This is a genomic window from Nocardioides sp. ChNu-153, assembly GCF_030466625.1.
Lineage (GTDB): Bacteria > Actinomycetota > Actinomycetes > Propionibacteriales > Nocardioidaceae > Nocardioides.
Genome location: NZ_JADEVT010000011.1, coordinates 102,871 through 118,924, shown reverse-complemented (window position 1 = coordinate 118,924; position 16,054 = coordinate 102,871). Strand labels below are relative to the sequence as shown.

Genomic DNA, 16,054 nt, shown 5'->3' with positions numbered 1-16,054 from the left:
CGCCCGGACACCGCGTTACAGGGGCGGTGGGAGCGGCGAGTGACAGCGCGCGCGGGCTCAGTCCCACGGCACCGCGATGTCGTACTGCGCGACCTTGCGGTAGATCGTCGCCCGGCTCATGCCGAGGCTCGCGGCGGCGGCGGCCATCGTCGTGCCGGGGCGGGTGAGGGCGCGGACGATCTCGTCCCGCTCGAAGGTCTCGATGCGGGTGAGGGTGCGCCGTACCCCGGAGAGCACGGCGGGGGGCAGGTGCTGGAGGTCGACGAGGTCGGTGCGGGTCGCGGCGTGGTGCACCGCCTCCTCCAGCTCGCGCACGTTGCCGGGCCAGCGACACGCGGTGAGGGCGCGCAGCGCGGCGTCGGTGAACCCGACCTCGCGGCCGCGCAGGCGGCGGGCGGTGTGCCGGGCGAGGGGGACGACGTCGCCGGTCCGCTCCCGCAGCGGTGGCACCGCGACGATGCTGCCGACGGTGTCCGCCAGGGACGGGGCCACGGCGTCGAACGACTCGGCGGTCATGGCGAGCGTCGGTCCCACACCTACCGCGCCCGCAGCCCCGCCCGCCGCGCCACCGGCCGCGCGCCGGGTGCGGGCGGCGAGGTCGCGCAGGGCGTCGAGCGTGCGGACCGGCAGGCGGTCGACGTCGCCGATGATGACGTGGGTGCGGGGCTTGCCGACCTCCGGGCCCCAGACGGCGAGCCAGTCGTCGACGTCCTTCGCCTCGGGCGCCTGGGCGCACAGCACGCGGTCGCGCGGCCGTCGCCGCTGCAGCGCCTGGGCGAGCACGGTCACCCGCCCGACCCGGTCTCGCCCACCGCGAGGGTGACGCCGGGGGCGTCCACGCCCCGCTCGGCCTCGGCCAGCGCGCGGGTCCACACCGGCGACATCGCCCCCGCCGGGCCGTCGCCGGGCTCGAGCCAGGTGGTCCGCACGCGGCGTACCTCGCCCCGGTGCGCGGGCGGTGCGTCGTGCCCCCGCGAGCGCACGAGCATCAGCGACGCCGTGCTGCCCGCCGCGGCCTGCGCCAGCGCGAGCAGCACGTTGCCGGACTGCTCGGACCACGTGGTCAGGTTGACGCTGCCCTCCAGCCGCCCGGTCAGCGGGTTGATGACGGGCGCCGCCGCGCAGGTGTAGGTGCACAGGCTCATCGCGTAGTGCTCGTCGGCCCGCACGAGGGTGGGGACGCGGTCGGCGAGCGCGAGCCCCAGCCCGTTGGTGCCCGCCTCGCGCTCGGAGTAGCGGAACCCGGGCGCGAGGTGCACGTCGTCGAGCGCCCGCAGCAGGGCGTGGTCGCCCGAGCGCCGGTTGAGCACGAGGCCCTCGGCGTCGGTCAGCATGACGCTGACCGGGTCGTCGGCGAGCGTCTCGTGCAGGCCGTCGAGCACCTCGCGGCCGCACTCGGCGAACAGGGACTCCTCGTCCCAGGAGCCGCTGAAGGCGGGCTCCACCTGCTCGAGGGAGACGCCGTACGCCTCGCTGCGCTGCCACGACGCCACCACCCGGCCCGGCACGTCGCGGCGCTCGGCCGCGTCCGTCGTACGACGCCCGAGCCGCGCGGCGTCGGCCTGCAGGTCCGCCCTGCGCAGCGCGTGGTCCGTCATCGCCGCACCTCCTCGTGGCCGTGCCCGGTAGCGCGGCGGGGGCCGGCGTCGGGTGTGAGCCACGTTTACAACCGGGCGTCGGTGGCGGATCTGGACGACCGTCTCAGGTTGAGACACCCCGCGTCTCGGATTGAGACGCCCGCAGCCCCGCGGCGAGGGCCGACCGTTCCTACGGTGGCCGCTACGTGTGACGCCAGTCACCCGAGCGGACGGAGACCTCCATGTACACCAAGGACGGCGAGAGCTACTTCATCGTCGACGCCCACGTCGCCCTGTGGGACGCGCGGGTCGAGAACCAGCGCAACATCCACGGCAAGCAGTTCATCGACTGCTTCTACGACTACCACTCCAACCTCTCGCCCGACGCGGAGAAGTGGGGCTACGAGGAGTACCTGTACCAGGGCGGCGAGCGCCTGGTGAAGGACCTGTTCGAGGACGGGTACGTCGACCACGCGATCTTCCAGCCGGCGCACCTCGGCGAGTTCTACCGCAACGGGTTCGGCCAGACCGAGGAGGCGTTCGCGCTCACCCAGGCGAACCGGCACCGCCTCACCTACAACCACCACTTCGACCCGCGCAACGGCGAGGCCGGCCTCGACCAGCTGCGCGCCGACGCCGAGCGGTTCGGGCTGCAGGGGGTCAAGCTCTACACCGCCGAGTGGCACGGCCAGTCCCGCGGCTGGCGGCTCGACGACCCGTGGGCCTACCGCTACTTCGAGCTGTGCCGCGAGCTGGGCATCACCAACATCCACATCCACAAGGGCCCGACGATCCGCCCGCTCGACCGCGACGCGTTCGACGTCGCCGACGTGGACCACGTGGCGACCGACTTCACCGACCTCGACTTCGTCATCGAGCACGTCGGCCTGCCCCGGCTCGAGGACTTCTGCTGGATCGCCACGCAGGAGCCCAACGTGCACGGCGGTCTCGCCGTCGCGATGCCGTTCATGCACACCCGGCCGCGCTACTTCGCGCAGATCATCGGCGAGCTCGTCTACTGGATCGGGGAGGACCGCATCCAGTTCTCCTCCGACTACGCGCTGTGGACCCCGCGCTGGCTCGTCGAGCAGTTCGTCGACTTCCAGATCCCCGACGACATGACGGAGTACGCGCCGCTCACCACCGCGCAGAAGAAGAAGATCCTCGGCCTCAACGCCGCGAAGATGTACGGCATCGAGGTGCCCGAGCACCTGCGCCTGCCCGACGCCGACGAGACCGCGACCGGCCCGCGCCAGCCCGAGCGCGCCGACCTCGTGGGGGCGCGGTGAGCACCGCCGCGGTCGGCCGGGCCGCCGCGGTGCCGACGCTCCTCGACGTACGACGCGTGCTCGCCACCGTCGCGGACCCGGAGCTCGACGAGCCGATCACCGACCTGGGCTTCGTGCGCAGCGTCGACCTGGCCGAGGGGCGGGTCGAGGTGCACCTGCGGCTGCCGACGTCGTTCTGCTCGCCCAACTTCGCCTACCTCATGGCCTCCGACGCGAAGGACGCCCTCGCCGCGCTCCCGGGGATCGGTGAGGTCGTCGTCGAGCTCGACGACCACCACGACTCGGGGCTCATCAACGCGGGTCTCGCGGCCGACGCGGACTACCGCGGCACGTTCGGCCACGAGGCCGAGGACAGCCTCGACGAGCTGCGCGCGACGTTCCGGCGCAAGGCCCACACGGCGGCGGTGGAGCGCTGCCTCACCGCGCTGCTGCGGGCCGACCCCGACCTGCCGGAGGCAGCGGTCGGCGCCGTGACGCTGGGACAGCTGCCGCCCGCGGCCCCGACGACCCGGGCCCTGCTGCGCCGTCGCGCCGAGGTCGGTCTCGGCGACCACCCCGACGCGGTCGTGCTCGTCGACCACGCGGGCACGCCGTACCCGCCCGAGCAGGTGCCGATGGCCCTGCGCCGCGCCCGGTCCACGCGCATCTCGATCGACGGCAACGCCCACTTCTGCCGGGGCCTGCTGCGCACCCGCTACCCCGGCTCGGAGGACGACCAGGCGCCCCGCGGCGACGAGGCGTTCTTCTCGGTCGAGGCGCTGCTCGCGGGTGCGAGCGCCCCCGCCACCCCCGCCACCCCCGCCACCCAGGAGAAGGACCACTGACATGAGCGCCACGATGCGAGCCGTCCAGGTCGTCGGCTACCACCAGGACCTGCGGATGGCGGAGGTGCCCGTCCCGGAGGTCACCGGCCCGTTCGACGTGGTCGTGCGGATCGGCGGCGCCGGCGTGTGCCGCACCGACCTGCACATCCTCGAGGGCCAGTGGGCGGAGAAGTCCGGCGTCGCGCTGCCCTACACGATCGGGCACGAGAACGCGGGCTGGGTGCACGCCGTGGGCTCCGCGGTCACCCACGTCGCCGAGGGTGACACGGTGATCGTGCACCCGCTCATCACCTGCGGGCTGTGCCGCGCGTGCCGCTCCGGGGACGACGTGCACTGCCAGGCCAACCAGTTCCCCGGCATCGACACGAACGGCGGGTACGCCGAGTACCTGCGCACGTCCGCGCGCAGCATCGTCAAGATCGACCCGTCGCTGCACCCCGCCGACGTGGCCGCGCTCGCCGACGCCGGGCTGACGGCGTACCACGCCGCGGCGAAGGCCGCGCGGCGGCTCGGGCCGCGCGACAAGGTCGCGGTCATCGGCGCGGGCGGGCTCGGGCACATCGGCATCCAGGTGCTCAAGGCGCTCACGGCCGCAGAGATCCTGGTCGTCGACCGCAACCCCGACGCGGTGAAGCTGGCGCTCACGATCGGCGCCGACCACGGCGTCGTGGCGGAGGGCCGCCAGGTCGAGGAGGTGCTCGACCTCACCGGCGGGCACGGCGCCGAGGTGGTGGTCGACTTCGTCGGCGAGGGCGGTGCGACCGCCGAGGGCACGGCGATGCTGCGGGACGCCGGCGACTACCACGTCGTCGGGTACGGCGAGAACATCGACGTCCCGACCATCGACGTCATCAGCCGCGAGATCACCTACGTGGGCAACCTGGTGGGCTCCTACGAGGACCTCTGCGACCTCATGGAGCTGGCCGCGCGTGGCCTGGTCACGCTGCACACGCAGAAGTACGCCCTCGACGACTTCCAGAGCGCGATCGACGACCTCGACGCCGGCCGCGTGCGGGGGCGGGCGATCCTGCAGCCGTAGGCGGGAACCGTCCGGGCCGGCTGACGCGTCCGTGCGGGCATGGAGCTGACCCGACGCGACACGTTGCGGCTGGCGGGCCTGCTCGCCCTGCTGGCGGGTACGCCGGCCCTCGCCGCCTGCGGGGACGGGTCGTCCCCGGCCGGCGGCGTCGACCTGGCGGCGGCCGACGTACCGGGGGCCGAGGTGGATCCGGCGCTCGCCGCCGTCGGTGCGGCGAGCGCCCACGCGGTGGGGGCGGCCCTCGTGGCGCACGCCGCGGAGGCCGGTCTGGAGGTGGACGGGCGGCTTCGCAACGCAGTGGTCTCGCCGTGCTCGGTCGCCGTGGCGCTGGCCATGACGCTGGCCGGCGCCCGGGGCGCGACCGCCGCGGAGATGGAGGCGGTGCTCGGCGGGGACGCCGAGGGGCTGGGCGACGGCTTCAACGCGCTGACTGCCCACGTCGAGGGCCTGGCGGGCCGGGTCACGCTGGCGGACGGTGGGGCGGCGGAGGTGGTGCTGGCCGTGGCCAACCGTGTCTTCGGCCAGGCGGGCCTCAGGTGGGAGGAGGCGTTCCTCGAGGCGCTCGCGACGTCGTACGGCGCGGGCCTGCAGCTCGCGGACTTCGCGGCCGATCCTGAGGCCGGGCGCGTCGCCGTCAACGGCTGGGTGGCGGAGCAGACCGAGGAGCGCATCCCCGAGCTCGTGCCTGCGGGCGTCATCAGCGACGCCACGCGGCTGGTGCTCGTCAACGCGGTCTACTTCCACGCGCCGTGGGCCACCGCTTTCGAGGTCGCTGCCACGGAGGACGGCGTCTTCACCACGGGCGCCGGCGAACAGGTGACAGTGCCGCTGATGTCGAGCAGGTCCGTCGCGGACGGGTACGGCGTGGCCGACGGGGTGCAGGTGGCGCGGCTGCCGTACGCCGACGGCCGGCTGGCGATGACAGTGATGCTGCCGGCGGCCGGCGAGGAGGCTGAGCTCGTGGAGCGGCTCGCGGGCGGGGGCCTGCCGGGGCTGCTCGACGCCGTCGAACCCGTCACCGACGTGCAGGTCGTGCTGCCGCGGTGGGAGATGCGGACACAGGCGAGGCTGGAGGAGGCGCTGTCCGCAGCCGGCATGCCGACGGCGTTCGGGCCGGGCGCCGACTTCTCGGGGATGAGCGTCGAGCTCGCCCTGGTGATCGGCGCGGTCGTGCACGAGGGGTGGATCGAGGTGACCGAGGCCGGGACCGAGGCGGCTGCGGCGACGGCGCTGGTGATGGACGGGGTGTCGGCGTTCGTCCCGCCAAGCCTCACGTTGGACCGCCCGTTCGCCTACTGCATCCATGACGTCGCCCACGGCACACCGTTGTTCGTGGGGTGGGTCGACGACCCGTCACAGCGCCCCGATTGAGGTGGCCGCGCCGGCAGCGTGGTGGTTGAGGCGGCAGGGCGACGGTGGTTGAGGTGGCCGCCCCGGCGGCCCTCGAAACCACGACAGGTCTCCGGGCGTGGCTTCGAGGGGTTGCCAGAGCAACCCACCTCAACCACCGGTAAGTCCCGGTGGTTGAGGTGGCCGCGCTAGTCCGGTGGTTGAGGTGGCCGCGCTAGCGGCCCTCGAAACCACGGTGCGGCTGAGGGGGGGGGCTGCTCAGTTCCGCCGGGTGAACCGCAGCTTGCCGGTGCCGAGGGTCTCGGTGAGGTACGTCGGGTCGTGGGCGACGCGGTGGTGGCGCCAGCACAACAACCGGCCCCGTTCGACCGACGTGCGGCCGCCCCTCGACCAGGGGTCGTCATGGTGGGCCTCGCACCAGTGCGGTGGTGCGTCGCATCCCTCCGCGGTGCAGCCCTGGTCGCGCAGGAGCATCGCGATCCGCTGGGGCTTGGTGTGGAACCGCGCCGCCCGGCCGAGGTCCAGCACCTCGCTCTTCGTGCCCAGCACCGCCGGGACCAGGTCTGCACCACATGCCAGGCGTCGGGCCTCACCCGGAGAGATGCGGTGCCCGGTGTCGAGCGACGCCGCGGCCAGGCCACCGGTCAGGGTGTCGACCTGCATCGTGACCACGACCGTCGCGCCAGCACCCGCGGCGTCGGGGAGGTCGGCGTCGCGCATCCGCTCGATCAGCTCGACGAACGCCTGACCGCGACGCTCCCACGCTGGCCGTGCGGCGGCTGGCTCAGCGTCCTCGGCGCCGCCCTCCTCTTCGCGCAGGTGGTCGCGTCGGGGTGAGGCGATGGCGTCGAGCATCTTGGCGAACATCGCGCCGTGCATCTCCGGCATCGTGAACTTCCCGTGGACGCAGCCGTGCCCGTCCTCGCGCATCGTCAGCCGCACCTTCGCCGCAGCCTCGCGCTCCTCCCGCGCCAACAGCTCCGCCTCACGCGCCTCGCCGACAGCGGGGGCGACGACGTCGAGGATCCGCCGGCCCAGCACCCGAAGGGCCTTCGCGTCGTGCTGACGGGCGAACCCGACCAGCGTCCGCTCGGCCTCCGTTCGGACGTCCACGTCGAGGTCGTCGCCGAGGTCGTCCAGCGCCCGCACCACCACCTCGACCTGGACAGGCGACACCGCGCCGGACGCACCCGCGGCGGCGAGGGCGTCGTACTGCTCCTGCGTGGCGACCGCGGTGCGGACCCGGCGGTGGGCCTCGGCCCGCGTCGTACGGGTCGCGGTCGCGAACCACACCGCGGTAGACGCTGCCCCCGTCTCGTCCTCGACCCGCGCGGCGGCGGCGTGCGCCAGCAGCTTCGACTGCAAGGCCGCGAGACGGTGCGCGGCCCGCTCGAGGTCGACCAGTGCGGCACCCGTCTCGGCCGGGCCCAGCGTGAGCAGACCGAGCTCGAAGCCGTCGTCGAGGTCCCCGTGGACGCGCGCGACGACCCCGGCCAGGGGGTGCAGCGCGGTCTCGGTCATGAACCCATCACACCAGGAAGCACCGACAGTTCTGGCCGGGAACGGTGCTTCTCCACAGGACGAGTTTCCGCAGGTCAGAGCGGGTCCGCACTGACAGTCGACCCCGGTCGCGGTTTCGAGGGCCGCTAGCGCGGCCACCTCAACTACCGGTACAGCGCGGCGACCCCGACCACCGCAGGGCGTGGCCACCTCACCCACCGGCTAGCGCCGCCACCTCACCCACGGGCGGGCTGGGCCCAGTCCCGGAACAGGCGACGTGACAGCACGCGGCCGCCTGCGTCGTGCTGCTCGAGGTTCTGCCCGGCGTGGCCCCACAAGTAGTCGACCTCGAGGATCGGGCTGGTCGCGCAGGCCACCGGCAGCCGCAGCAGGACCCAATCGTCCGCGGGTGACGTCGCGACCGATGCGGGATGCCGGCACGGGCCGCCGTCGAACTGCGGGGGGTCCGCCCAGGCGAAGGCCACCGCGTGGGTCGAGGCGTAGGCACGCGGCGCGTGGCCGACGCCGAAGAAGACGTTGCCGGCCATCAGGGGGAAGTTGTCGAACCCCATCTCGAACGAGAAGTACTGCTCGCCCTGCTGCCGGCCGCCGACCCGGCCCGCCCCGTAGAAGTCGCGCACGTCGATGCGCGCGTAGACCGTCGTGTCGGTGAGTGCGACCTCGACCCGCGTCACGTCGACGGCCTGCGGGTCGATCCGCGGGGTGAAGCCGCCGCCGAAGCCCGCGTCGCGGTCCGCGGTGACGTCACGGGTGGGGTCGGGGAACGTGTACGACGGCTGCGGCGCGGCGACGGCCGGTGCCCAGCCGAGGCCGGCCGCGACGGCGAGAGCCACGCTCGCCACCCAGGTCCTCCGCACGCGCACCCCCGCTCCTCGTCGCGTCAGTGAAGCACCCTCGGGCCCGGCTGTCCGCGGACCTCTCGACCCCACCCACCCCCGCCCGCCCCTTGGGACGATTCAACCCGAACCTCGCGCCTCGGGCTGTCGCTGGCCCGCGCTGGCTGCTGATGACGTGTAACGCGGGCGGAACCCCGCGCCTGGCAGGCTGGACCCGTGGGTGACCTCGCGGGCGTCGTGCTGGCCGGGGGCCGGGGCAACCGGCTCGGCGGCGTGGAGAAGGCACGCCTCGTCGTCGGCGGACGCACGCTCCTCGACCGGGCGCTCGACGCCTGCGCCGCCGCGAGCGAGGTCGTCGTGGTCGGTCCCGTCGTGCCGACGGAGCGGGCGGTCGCCTTCGTGCGCGAGGAACCGGCGTACGGCGGCCCAGCCGCGGGCCTGCTCGCCGGGGTGGCCGCGCTCGGCGCGACGGTCCGCCGCGTCGTGGTGCTCGCCGTCGACATGCCGCACGTCACCGCGGCCACGGTGACGCGCCTCGGGGCGGCGCACGACGGGGCGGAGGCGGCGGACGGCGCCGTGCTCCTCGGCGCCGACGGCCGGCGTCAGCTCGCGATGGTGCTCGACGTGGCGGCGCTGCAGGCGGTCGCGCCCCCGCCGGATGACCGGGCGGGGCTCCCGGTGCACGTGCTCGTCAGCGGGCTGCGGCTCGTCGAGGTGCCCGCGCTCGAGCGCGAGGGCGAGGACGTCGACACGTGGGACGACGCGCACGCCGCCGGCGTGCCGGTGCTCAGGCCCCCGGCGCCGTGACCGTGCGGAACGCCGCGACGGCCTGCTCGTAGAGGTCGACGAGGTCGGGCTCGGGGCCCTCGGGCGCGGCCTCGAGCTGCTCGGCCCACCGGTCCATCGCGACGCGGACGACGGCCGTGGTGGTCTCCACCAGGATGGCCGGCGTCGGGTCGTCGGGCGTCGCGCCGGTCAGCTCGGCGAGCGCGCCGGCGAACCCCGCCCGCCGCTCGTCGTCGACCGCGACGGCCGCTCCACGCAGGCTCGGCTCGGCGCGCAGCAGGCGGTAGAGCCGGCGCAGCTGGCGGCCCGACGCGCTGCGGCCGTTCTCGTGGCGCCGCAGCACCTCGACCCACAGGGCCTCGAGCTGCGGCAGCAGCGGCTCGTCGGGGCGCAGCGCGGCCACGCCCTGCTCGAACGCGTCCTCGATGTCGCCGGTCACGACGAGCGCGGCGCGTTCCTTCGTCACGGCGTACCGGAAGAACGTGCGGGACGAGACGCCCGCCGCCCGCGCGATGTCGTCAGCGGTGCAGCCCGCGACGCCGTGCTCCTCGAAGAGGGTCAGCGCGGCCTCGCAGATGTCCTGCTCGGTCTGCCGTCGTCGCCGACGGCGCAGGGGCTCCTCGCCCACCGGCGTGGGGCCGGTCACCTCGGTCGTCATCGCGCCTCCTCGCCGTCGGACTCACGTCGACGGCAGTTCGTGCCTTCTTGGCAGTGACTGCCACAATAGGGCGGTCGAGAAAGGACCCGTGTGAGCACCGAGCAGAGCACCACCCCGAAGTTCCCCTCCACCCACCCCCGCGAGGCGGCGGCGCCGCCCGCCCTCCCGCGCGCCGTCGTACCCCTGCTGGTCGTGTCGGCCTTCGTCGTCATCCTCAACGAGACGATCATGGGCGTCGCGCTGCCCGAGCTGATGGTCGACCTCGACATCACGGCGGCCCGCGCGCAGTGGCTGACGTCGGCGTTCCTGCTGACGATGGCCGTGGTCATCCCGCTGACCGGCTGGCTGCTCCAGCGCCTGCACGTGCGCACCGTCTTCCTGCTCGCCATGTCGACCTTCTCGGCCGGCACGCTGCTGGCCGCGCTGGCGCCCGGGTTCGAGGTGCTCGTCGTGGGCCGCGTCGTCCAAGCCGTCGGCACCGCCATCATGATGCCGCTGCTGATGACGACCATCCTGACCACCGTCGCTCCCGAGCGGCGCGGCCGGATGATGGGCACGATCTCCATCGTCATCTCCGTCGCCCCCGCCATCGGCCCGACGGTCTCCGGCCTCATCCTGCAGTCGCTGAGCTGGCGCTGGATGTTCTGGATCGTGCTGCCGATCGCGCTCACCTCGCTGCTGCTCGGCGCGATCTGGGTGCGCAACGTGACCACCCCGACCCGCCCGAGCCTCGACGTGCTCTCCGTCGTGCTGTCCGCGCTGGGCTTCGCCGGCCTCATCTACGGCCTGTCGAGCATCGGCGAGTCCGCTGGCGGCCACGCCCCGGTCGCGCCGTGGATCCCGCTCGTCGTCGGCGGCGTCGCGCTCGCCGCGTTCATCACCCGCCAGCTGGCGCTGAAGGACCGCGCCCTCATGGACCTGCGCGCCTTCGCGACGCCGACCTTCACCATCGCGGTCGCGCTCGTCGCGGTCAGCATGATGGCGCTGTTCGGCACCCTCATCCTGCTGCCGATCTACCTGCAGACGGTGCTCGGCGAGTCGACGCTGCGCACCGGGCTCGTGCTGCTGCCCGGCGGTCTCGTCATGGGTCTGCTCGCGCCGGTCGTCGGCCGCCTCTTCGACGAGCACGGCCCGCGCCCGCTCGTCGCGCCCGGCGCCGTGGTCGCGTCCGTCGCCCTGTGGTCGATGTCGATGCTCGACCAGGACACGTCGCTCGGCACGGTCGTGGCCATCCACGTGCTGCTGAGCATCGGCCTGGCCCTCATGTTCACGCCGCTGCTCACCTCGGCGCTCGGCTCGCTGCCGCCGCAGATCTACTCGCACGGCAGCGCCATCGTCGGCACCGTCCAGCAGGTCGCGGGCGCCGCCGGCACCGCGCTGTTCATCACCGTGATGACGCGCCGCTCGACCGCCGAGCTCGAGGGCGGCCTCGACGTCGCCGCCGCGACCGCCGAGGGCGTGCACGCCGCGCTCCTGTGGGGCGGGGTCATCTCCGCGCTCGCGGTCGTCGTCGCCCTCTTCGTGCGCCGGCCCCGCGCCGTCGTCGACGAGGCCGCCCCGGCGGAGCGGGTCGCCGCGCACTGACGCCCGGCAGCACCGGTCACGAGCCGGTACGGCGGACCCGCGGGCCCGCCGTACCGGCTCGTGGCGCGTGCGGGGACCCTCGGCGCCTCACGGCAGGATCGCGTCGACGTACCCGCCGTCCGCGCGCAGCGCCCCGCCCGTCGTCGCCGAGGCCAGGTCGGAGCTGAGGTAGACCACCATGTTCGCGATCTCCTCGGGCTCCAGCAGGCGCTGGACGAGCGAGGACGGGCGGTGCTCCTGCACGAACTGTCGCTGCCGCTCGTCCCACGAGCCGTCGGTGCCGACCATCTCGGCGACGAAGTCCTCGACGCCCGGGGTGTGCGTGGGCCCGGCGATGACCGTGTTGACGGTGACGCCGCTGCCCGCGACGGCCTTCGCGAAGCCGCGGGTCACGCCGAGCAGGGCCGTCTTGGTGACGCCGTAGTGGATCATCTCGGCCGGGATCGCGACGGCGGAGTCGCTGGCGATCGTCACGGCGCGCCCCCACCCGCGCTGCTGCATGCCGGGCAGGTAGGCCCGCAGCATCCGCACGGCCGACATCACGTTGACCTGGAAGTAGTGCTCCCACGTCGCGTCGTCGACCTCGAACGGGTCGAGCGAGCCGAAGATCCCGAGGTTGTTGACCACGATGTCGACGTCGGGCAGCTGGCGCACCGCATCGTCCGCGCCCGCACCGGTCGACAGGTCGGCCACGACCTGGAGCACGTCGGCGTCGGGTACGGCGGAACGCACCGCCCCGGCCGCCTGCTCCAGCGCCTCGGCCCGGCGGCCGTTGAGGGCGACGCGCGCCCCGGCGCGGGCGAGCCCGGTGGCGATGGCGAGACCGATGCCCTGGCTCGATCCGGTGACGAGGGCCGTCCGGCCCGAGAGGTCCAGCTGCACGGTGCGCTCCTGCGGTCGGGGGTGGGGTCGCGCCCCATCCTGCCGCGCGGTGGTTTCGAGGGCCGCCGGGGCGGCCACCTCAACCACCGGGTGGGCCGCCGGGGCGGCCACTTCGACCACCGGAGGAGCCCGGTGGGCGGTGTGCGTGCGGTGGTCGAGGTGGGTTGCTCCGGCCTCGGTGGTCGAGCTGGGTTGCCCCGGCCCCGGTGGTTGAGGTGGGTTGCTCTGGCAACCCCTCGAAACCACGCCGGGGTCCCGGCGACCCCGGTGCCCGTCAGAAGCCGTCGTCGCAGGTGATGTACCGCGGGAGCCCCGCTGCCCCCGCCTCCTCCAACGCGTCGGCCGCCCGGTCGCGCCCCAGGTTCCACTCGATCCAGGTGTCCTCGGGGACGGTGCGCCCCGACAGCGCGCAGGCGCGCTCGGCGTCGGACAGGTCGGCCTCGGCCAGCGCCGGCACGGCGTCGTCGGACAGCCCCCGGAGGTGGTACCAGTCGACGCGGCCGGTCGCGTCGTACCGCTCGAGGTTGCGCTCGGCGATCCACGCGTCGGGGTTGATCGCGGCGAGGCCCAGCAGGGCGACGACGCCGCTCAGCAGCGCGAACCGCGCCAGCCACGCGCCGCGCAGCGTCACCCCGGCGACCACCACCGCGAGCACGACGAGCCCGAGCCAGCCCTCGAAGACGGTCACGAGCAGCCGGAGCTCGGTGTAGCCGTACGCGTCCTGGTAGAGGTCGACCCGGTGCAGCGCCGAGGCGACCACGACGAGGGTGAGCGCGCAGAGCAGGCCGAGGGTGCCGCGCAGCCAGGCGCGGTCGGCGGCGGTGGCGCGGGGCGCCTTGCGGGCGGCGGCCCACACCACGAGGAGCGTCAGCGCGGTCGTGACGGTGAGCTGGCCGAAGCCCTGGTGGACGTACTCGGCGTAGGTCAGGCCGGTCGTGCGCCGCAGGTAGTCGTGCCCGCCGAACGCGACCGTGGCCTGGGCGGCGAGGAACGCGGCCAGCACGGCGACGACCACGAGCACGGGGGCGAGCCACTCGAACCGGCGGGCGACGGGCCGCGGCGGGGTGTGCTCGCCGTCGACGCGCGGCGGGTTGAGGGCGAGGTACGCCGCCGCCAGCACCGTCCCGCCCACCGCGACGGTCACGAACGCCCGCAGCACGAACGTGTCGAGCGTGAGGTCGGGCAGCACCGCGTCGACCCACTCCGCGAGCAGCGGATCGGCGGAGGCGAGCAGGGCCCCGAAGACGACGAGACCCGCCGCGGAGAGAGCGAGGGTGCGCAGCAGCGCCCCGCCCCGCCCGGTCAACGACGCGAGAGTGCGCCCGAGCCACGGCATCCCGCGCAGCCCGGCGAGGGGCCACGCCATCCCGGCGAGCAGGAACCCCGGCAGCGTGCGGCCCCGGGTCACCCCGACGACGCAGAGCGCCGCCCCGGCGAGGAGGCAGAGCACGACGATCCACTCCGCGTCGCGCACCGCCACCGTGGCGGCGAGCAGCACGCACAGCCCCGCGCAGGTCAGCGTGAACGGGTCGCGGCGATCGCGGGCCGCACCCACCACCACGCAACCGGCGGCCAGGAGCACGAGGAACGTGCCGAGCCCCCACGTCGTGAACGGCAGCACCAGCCCGCCGAGCAGCCCGGCCCCCAGCGCGCCCAGCAGCACCGCCGGGCGGGCCGGGACGCCGCGGTCGGGCCAGAACCCGCCGAGGAGGTCGTCGAGCAGGCCGGGGGCGGGGACGGCAGTAGCTGCCGCGGCCGTGGGCTCGGGCACGGTCGATGTGGGCACGGGAGATGCGGGCACGAGGACCTCCGATCGGTGGGCGGACGGGACGGGCGGTACGGCGGACGCCGCCACCGCCGCGGGACGGTCGGGCGGGGTGAGGGGGAGGTCGACGCGCACCCGCGCGCCGCCCTCGCCGGGGGGCGGGTCGACGAAGGCGATCTCGCCGCCGTGCAGGTCGCTGACCCAGCGGGCGATGGCGAGACCGAGCCCGGTGCCGCCGCCGCCCGCGGCCGGGCGGAGCGTGCCGAAGGGCTCGAAGACCCGCTCGCGGTCGGCCGGTCCGAGCCCCGGCCCGGCGTCGCGGACCTCGAGCCGCCACCGCTCCGCCCGACCGTCCGTAGCCCCGGCGACCGCCTCGACCCGCACGGTCCCGCCCGCGGGGCTGTGGCGCGACGCGTTGTCGAGCAGGTTCGCGACGAGCTGGTGCAGCCGCGCCGGGTCGGCCCGCACGACCAGCCCGGGTGGGGTGACGTGCACGTCGTACGCGACCTCGCGGCCCAGCACCCGCGCCTCGGTGACGGCGGCGCCGAGCAGGTCGGCGACGTCGACGGGCTCGGGGGACAGCTGCGCCTTGCCGGCGTCGACGCGGGCGAGGTCGAGGAGGTCCTCGACGAGGTCGCTCATCCGCTCGGCCTGGGCGAGGGCGGCGGCGAGCGCGTCGGGGGAGCGGGGCGCGACGCCGTCGACGACGTTCTCGAGCACGGCCCGCAGGCCCGCGAGGGGGGTGCGCAGCTCGTGGCTGACGTTGGCGACCAGCTCGCGCCGGCGGCGGTCGACCCCGGCGAGGTCGTGGGCCATCGTGTTGAACGCCCGGGCCAGCTCGCCGACCTCGTCGCGGGAGGTCGCGTCGACCCGCACGGAGTGGTCGCCGCGAGCCATCCGCTGCGCGGCGGCCGTCATCTGCCGCAGCGGCGACGTCATGCCGACCGCCAGCAGCTGGGTGAGGGCGAGCGCGAGGAGCACCGTCACGGGGATGCTGAGCCAGACCGGCACGTCGGCCGCCCGCCCGAGCGAGGCGACGACCGCGGCGACGGTCACGCTCGCCGCGACGAGCAGGCCGAGCTTGACCTTCACCGACCGCACGCGGGCGAGCGGCTCGGTGCGGCCGGCGGGAGCCGGGCCGTCGGGGGCCTCGGGCCCCGCGGGGCTCACGCCGCCCCGCCCGTCTGCAGCGCGTAGCCGACCCCGTGCACCGTGCGCACCAGGTCGGCGCCGATCTTCGCGCGCAGGCCCTTCACGTGGCTGTCGACCGTGCGCGTCCCCGACGCCCCGGCCCAGCCCCACACCTCGGCGAGCAGGCGCTCGCGGGTGACGACGGCGCCGGGGTCGGCGGCGAGGCAGAGCAGCAGGTCGAACTCGGTGGGGGTGAGGCGCACCTCCTCGCCTCCCCGCCAGGTACGGCGCGCCCGCGGGTCGACGCGCAGGTCGCCGAGCTCGAGGGCCCGGCGCCCGGCCAGCTCGCCGGCGCGGTCGACGCGCCGCAGGAGCGCCCCGACGCGGGCCACGAGCTCCCGCATCCGGAACGGCTTGGTCAGGTAGTCGTCGGCCCCGACACCGAGCCCGACGAGCACGTCGGCCTCGTCGGCGCGGGCCGTCAGCATGAGCACCGGGACGGGCCGGTCGGCCTGGATGCGCCGGCAGACCTCGTGCCCGTCGTACCCGGGGAGCATCACGTCGAGCACCACCGCGTCGGGCGCGTGCTCGGCGTGAGCGGCCACGCCGCCGGGCCCGTCGAAGGCCCGCACGACGTCGTACCCCTCGGCCTCGAGCCGGTCGGTGACCGCCTGGTTGATGACCGGGTCGTCCTCGACGACGAGGACCCGTCGGTTGGTGCTCATGGCCTGAAGGCTAGGAGCGCCGGGGCGCAGGAGTGGGGGACGACCTGTGGAGGTTCTGTGCAGATCGGTCCCGGTGGGTCGCCCGCC

At 74.7% G+C, this 16,054-nt stretch carries 14 protein-coding genes; 6 read left to right on the top strand and 8 right to left on the bottom strand.

Annotated features, from left to right (window positions below; genetic code table 11):
* Nucleotides 1-57: 57 nt before the first annotated feature.
* Nucleotides 58-789, bottom strand: coding sequence for a helix-turn-helix domain-containing protein (locus INN71_RS13990; RefSeq protein WP_277497734.1), 732 nt, complete (start codon nt 787-789; stop codon nt 58-60).
* Nucleotides 786-1,598 carry a GAF domain-containing protein gene (locus INN71_RS13985; protein WP_277497735.1) on the bottom strand — a complete coding sequence of 271 codons (813 nt, stop codon included), beginning with the start codon at nt 1,596-1,598 and terminating at the stop codon, nt 786-788. Before INN71_RS13985 ends, INN71_RS13990 begins: the two co-directional genes overlap by 4 nt.
* Nucleotides 1,599-1,819: 221 nt before the next feature.
* On the opposite strand from INN71_RS13985, the gene INN71_RS13980 reads away from it, so the two are divergent.
* From INN71_RS13980 to INN71_RS13965, 4 genes are read left to right on the top strand one after another with little or no spacing between them, the layout of a single operon-like run.
* On the top strand, nt 1,820-2,866 hold the full coding sequence (locus tag INN71_RS13980) for an amidohydrolase family protein (RefSeq protein ID WP_277497736.1): 1,047 nt from the start codon (nt 1,820-1,822) through the stop codon (nt 2,864-2,866).
* Nucleotides 2,863-3,690 carry an iron-sulfur cluster assembly protein gene (locus INN71_RS13975; protein ID WP_277497737.1) on the top strand — a complete coding sequence of 276 codons (828 nt, stop codon included), beginning with the start codon at nt 2,863-2,865 and terminating at the stop codon, nt 3,688-3,690. Before INN71_RS13980 ends, INN71_RS13975 begins: the two co-directional genes overlap by 4 nt.
* Before the next feature lies 1 nt (nt 3,691).
* The gene (locus INN71_RS13970) at nt 3,692-4,729 is read left to right on the top strand and encodes an NAD(P)-dependent alcohol dehydrogenase (RefSeq protein WP_277497738.1); all 1,038 of its coding nucleotides are present in this window, start codon (nt 3,692-3,694) and stop codon (nt 4,727-4,729) included.
* 39 nt (nt 4,730-4,768) lie between these two features.
* Nucleotides 4,769-6,100: a serpin family protein gene (locus tag INN71_RS13965; RefSeq protein WP_277497740.1), complete on the top strand. Its 1,332-nt coding sequence runs from the start codon at nt 4,769-4,771 to the stop codon at nt 6,098-6,100.
* 237 nt (nt 6,101-6,337) lie between these two features.
* Here INN71_RS13965 and INN71_RS13960 read toward each other — a convergent pair whose 3' ends face one another.
* On the bottom strand, nt 6,338-7,600 hold the full coding sequence (locus tag INN71_RS13960) for an HNH endonuclease signature motif containing protein (protein WP_277497741.1): 1,263 nt from the start codon (nt 7,598-7,600) through the stop codon (nt 6,338-6,340).
* A gap of 215 nt (nt 7,601-7,815) precedes the next feature.
* A complete protein-coding gene (locus tag INN71_RS13955; protein ID WP_277497742.1) occupies nt 7,816-8,463 on the bottom strand; it encodes a hypothetical protein in 648 nt (215 codons plus the stop codon).
* Nucleotides 8,464-8,652: 189 nt separating this feature from the next.
* On the opposite strand from INN71_RS13955, the gene INN71_RS13950 reads away from it, so the two are divergent.
* The gene (locus INN71_RS13950) at nt 8,653-9,243 is read left to right on the top strand and encodes a molybdenum cofactor guanylyltransferase (RefSeq protein WP_277497743.1); all 591 of its coding nucleotides are present in this window, start codon (nt 8,653-8,655) and stop codon (nt 9,241-9,243) included.
* Here INN71_RS13950 and INN71_RS13945 read toward each other — a convergent pair.
* Nucleotides 9,224-9,880, bottom strand: a complete 657-nt coding sequence (locus INN71_RS13945) for a TetR/AcrR family transcriptional regulator (RefSeq protein WP_301800865.1) — start codon at nt 9,878-9,880, stop codon at nt 9,224-9,226. The two genes, INN71_RS13950 and INN71_RS13945, sit on opposite strands and share 20 nt — an antisense overlap.
* A gap of 90 nt (nt 9,881-9,970) precedes the next feature.
* Between INN71_RS13945 and INN71_RS13940 the strand changes: the two genes are divergently transcribed.
* A complete protein-coding gene (locus INN71_RS13940; protein WP_277497745.1) occupies nt 9,971-11,464 on the top strand; it encodes a DHA2 family efflux MFS transporter permease subunit in 1,494 nt (497 codons plus the stop codon).
* A gap of 87 nt (nt 11,465-11,551) precedes the next feature.
* On the opposite strand, the gene INN71_RS13935 is transcribed toward INN71_RS13940, so the two are convergent.
* The 3 genes from INN71_RS13935 to INN71_RS13925 all read right to left on the bottom strand — a co-directional run bounded on the left by INN71_RS13935 (nt 11,552) and on the right by INN71_RS13925 (nt 15,967).
* Complete coding sequence (locus tag INN71_RS13935; RefSeq protein ID WP_277497746.1) at nt 11,552-12,346, bottom strand: SDR family NAD(P)-dependent oxidoreductase; 795 nt, start codon at nt 12,344-12,346, stop codon at nt 11,552-11,554.
* A 274-nt stretch (nt 12,347-12,620) separates the two neighbouring features.
* Complete coding sequence (locus tag INN71_RS13930; protein ID WP_277497748.1) at nt 12,621-15,281, bottom strand: DUF4153 domain-containing protein; 2,661 nt, start codon at nt 15,279-15,281, stop codon at nt 12,621-12,623.
* Nucleotides 15,278-15,967 carry a response regulator transcription factor gene (locus tag INN71_RS13925; protein ID WP_277497749.1) on the bottom strand — a complete coding sequence of 230 codons (690 nt, stop codon included), beginning with the start codon at nt 15,965-15,967 and terminating at the stop codon, nt 15,278-15,280. The genes INN71_RS13930 and INN71_RS13925 overlap by 4 nt, the downstream gene beginning before the upstream one ends.
* Nucleotides 15,968-16,054 lie beyond the last annotated feature (87 nt).

Coding starts and splice junctions, on each gene's coding strand:
- INN71_RS13985 (WP_277497735.1), bottom strand. CDS start 1,598: ATGACGGACCACGCGCTGCGCAGGGCGGACCTGCAGGCCGACGCCGCG.
- INN71_RS13980 (WP_277497736.1), top strand. CDS start 1,820: ATGTACACCAAGGACGGCGAGAGCTACTTCATCGTCGACGCCCACGTC.
- INN71_RS13970 (WP_277497738.1), top strand. CDS start 3,692: ATGAGCGCCACGATGCGAGCCGTCCAGGTCGTCGGCTACCACCAGGAC.
- INN71_RS13965 (WP_277497740.1), top strand. CDS start 4,769: ATGGAGCTGACCCGACGCGACACGTTGCGGCTGGCGGGCCTGCTCGCC.
- INN71_RS13960 (WP_277497741.1), bottom strand. CDS start 7,600: ATGACCGAGACCGCGCTGCACCCCCTGGCCGGGGTCGTCGCGCGCGTC.
- INN71_RS13945 (WP_301800865.1), bottom strand. CDS start 9,880: ATGACGACCGAGGTGACCGGCCCCACGCCGGTGGGCGAGGAGCCCCTG.
- INN71_RS13925 (WP_277497749.1), bottom strand. CDS start 15,967: ATGAGCACCAACCGACGGGTCCTCGTCGTCGAGGACGACCCGGTCATC.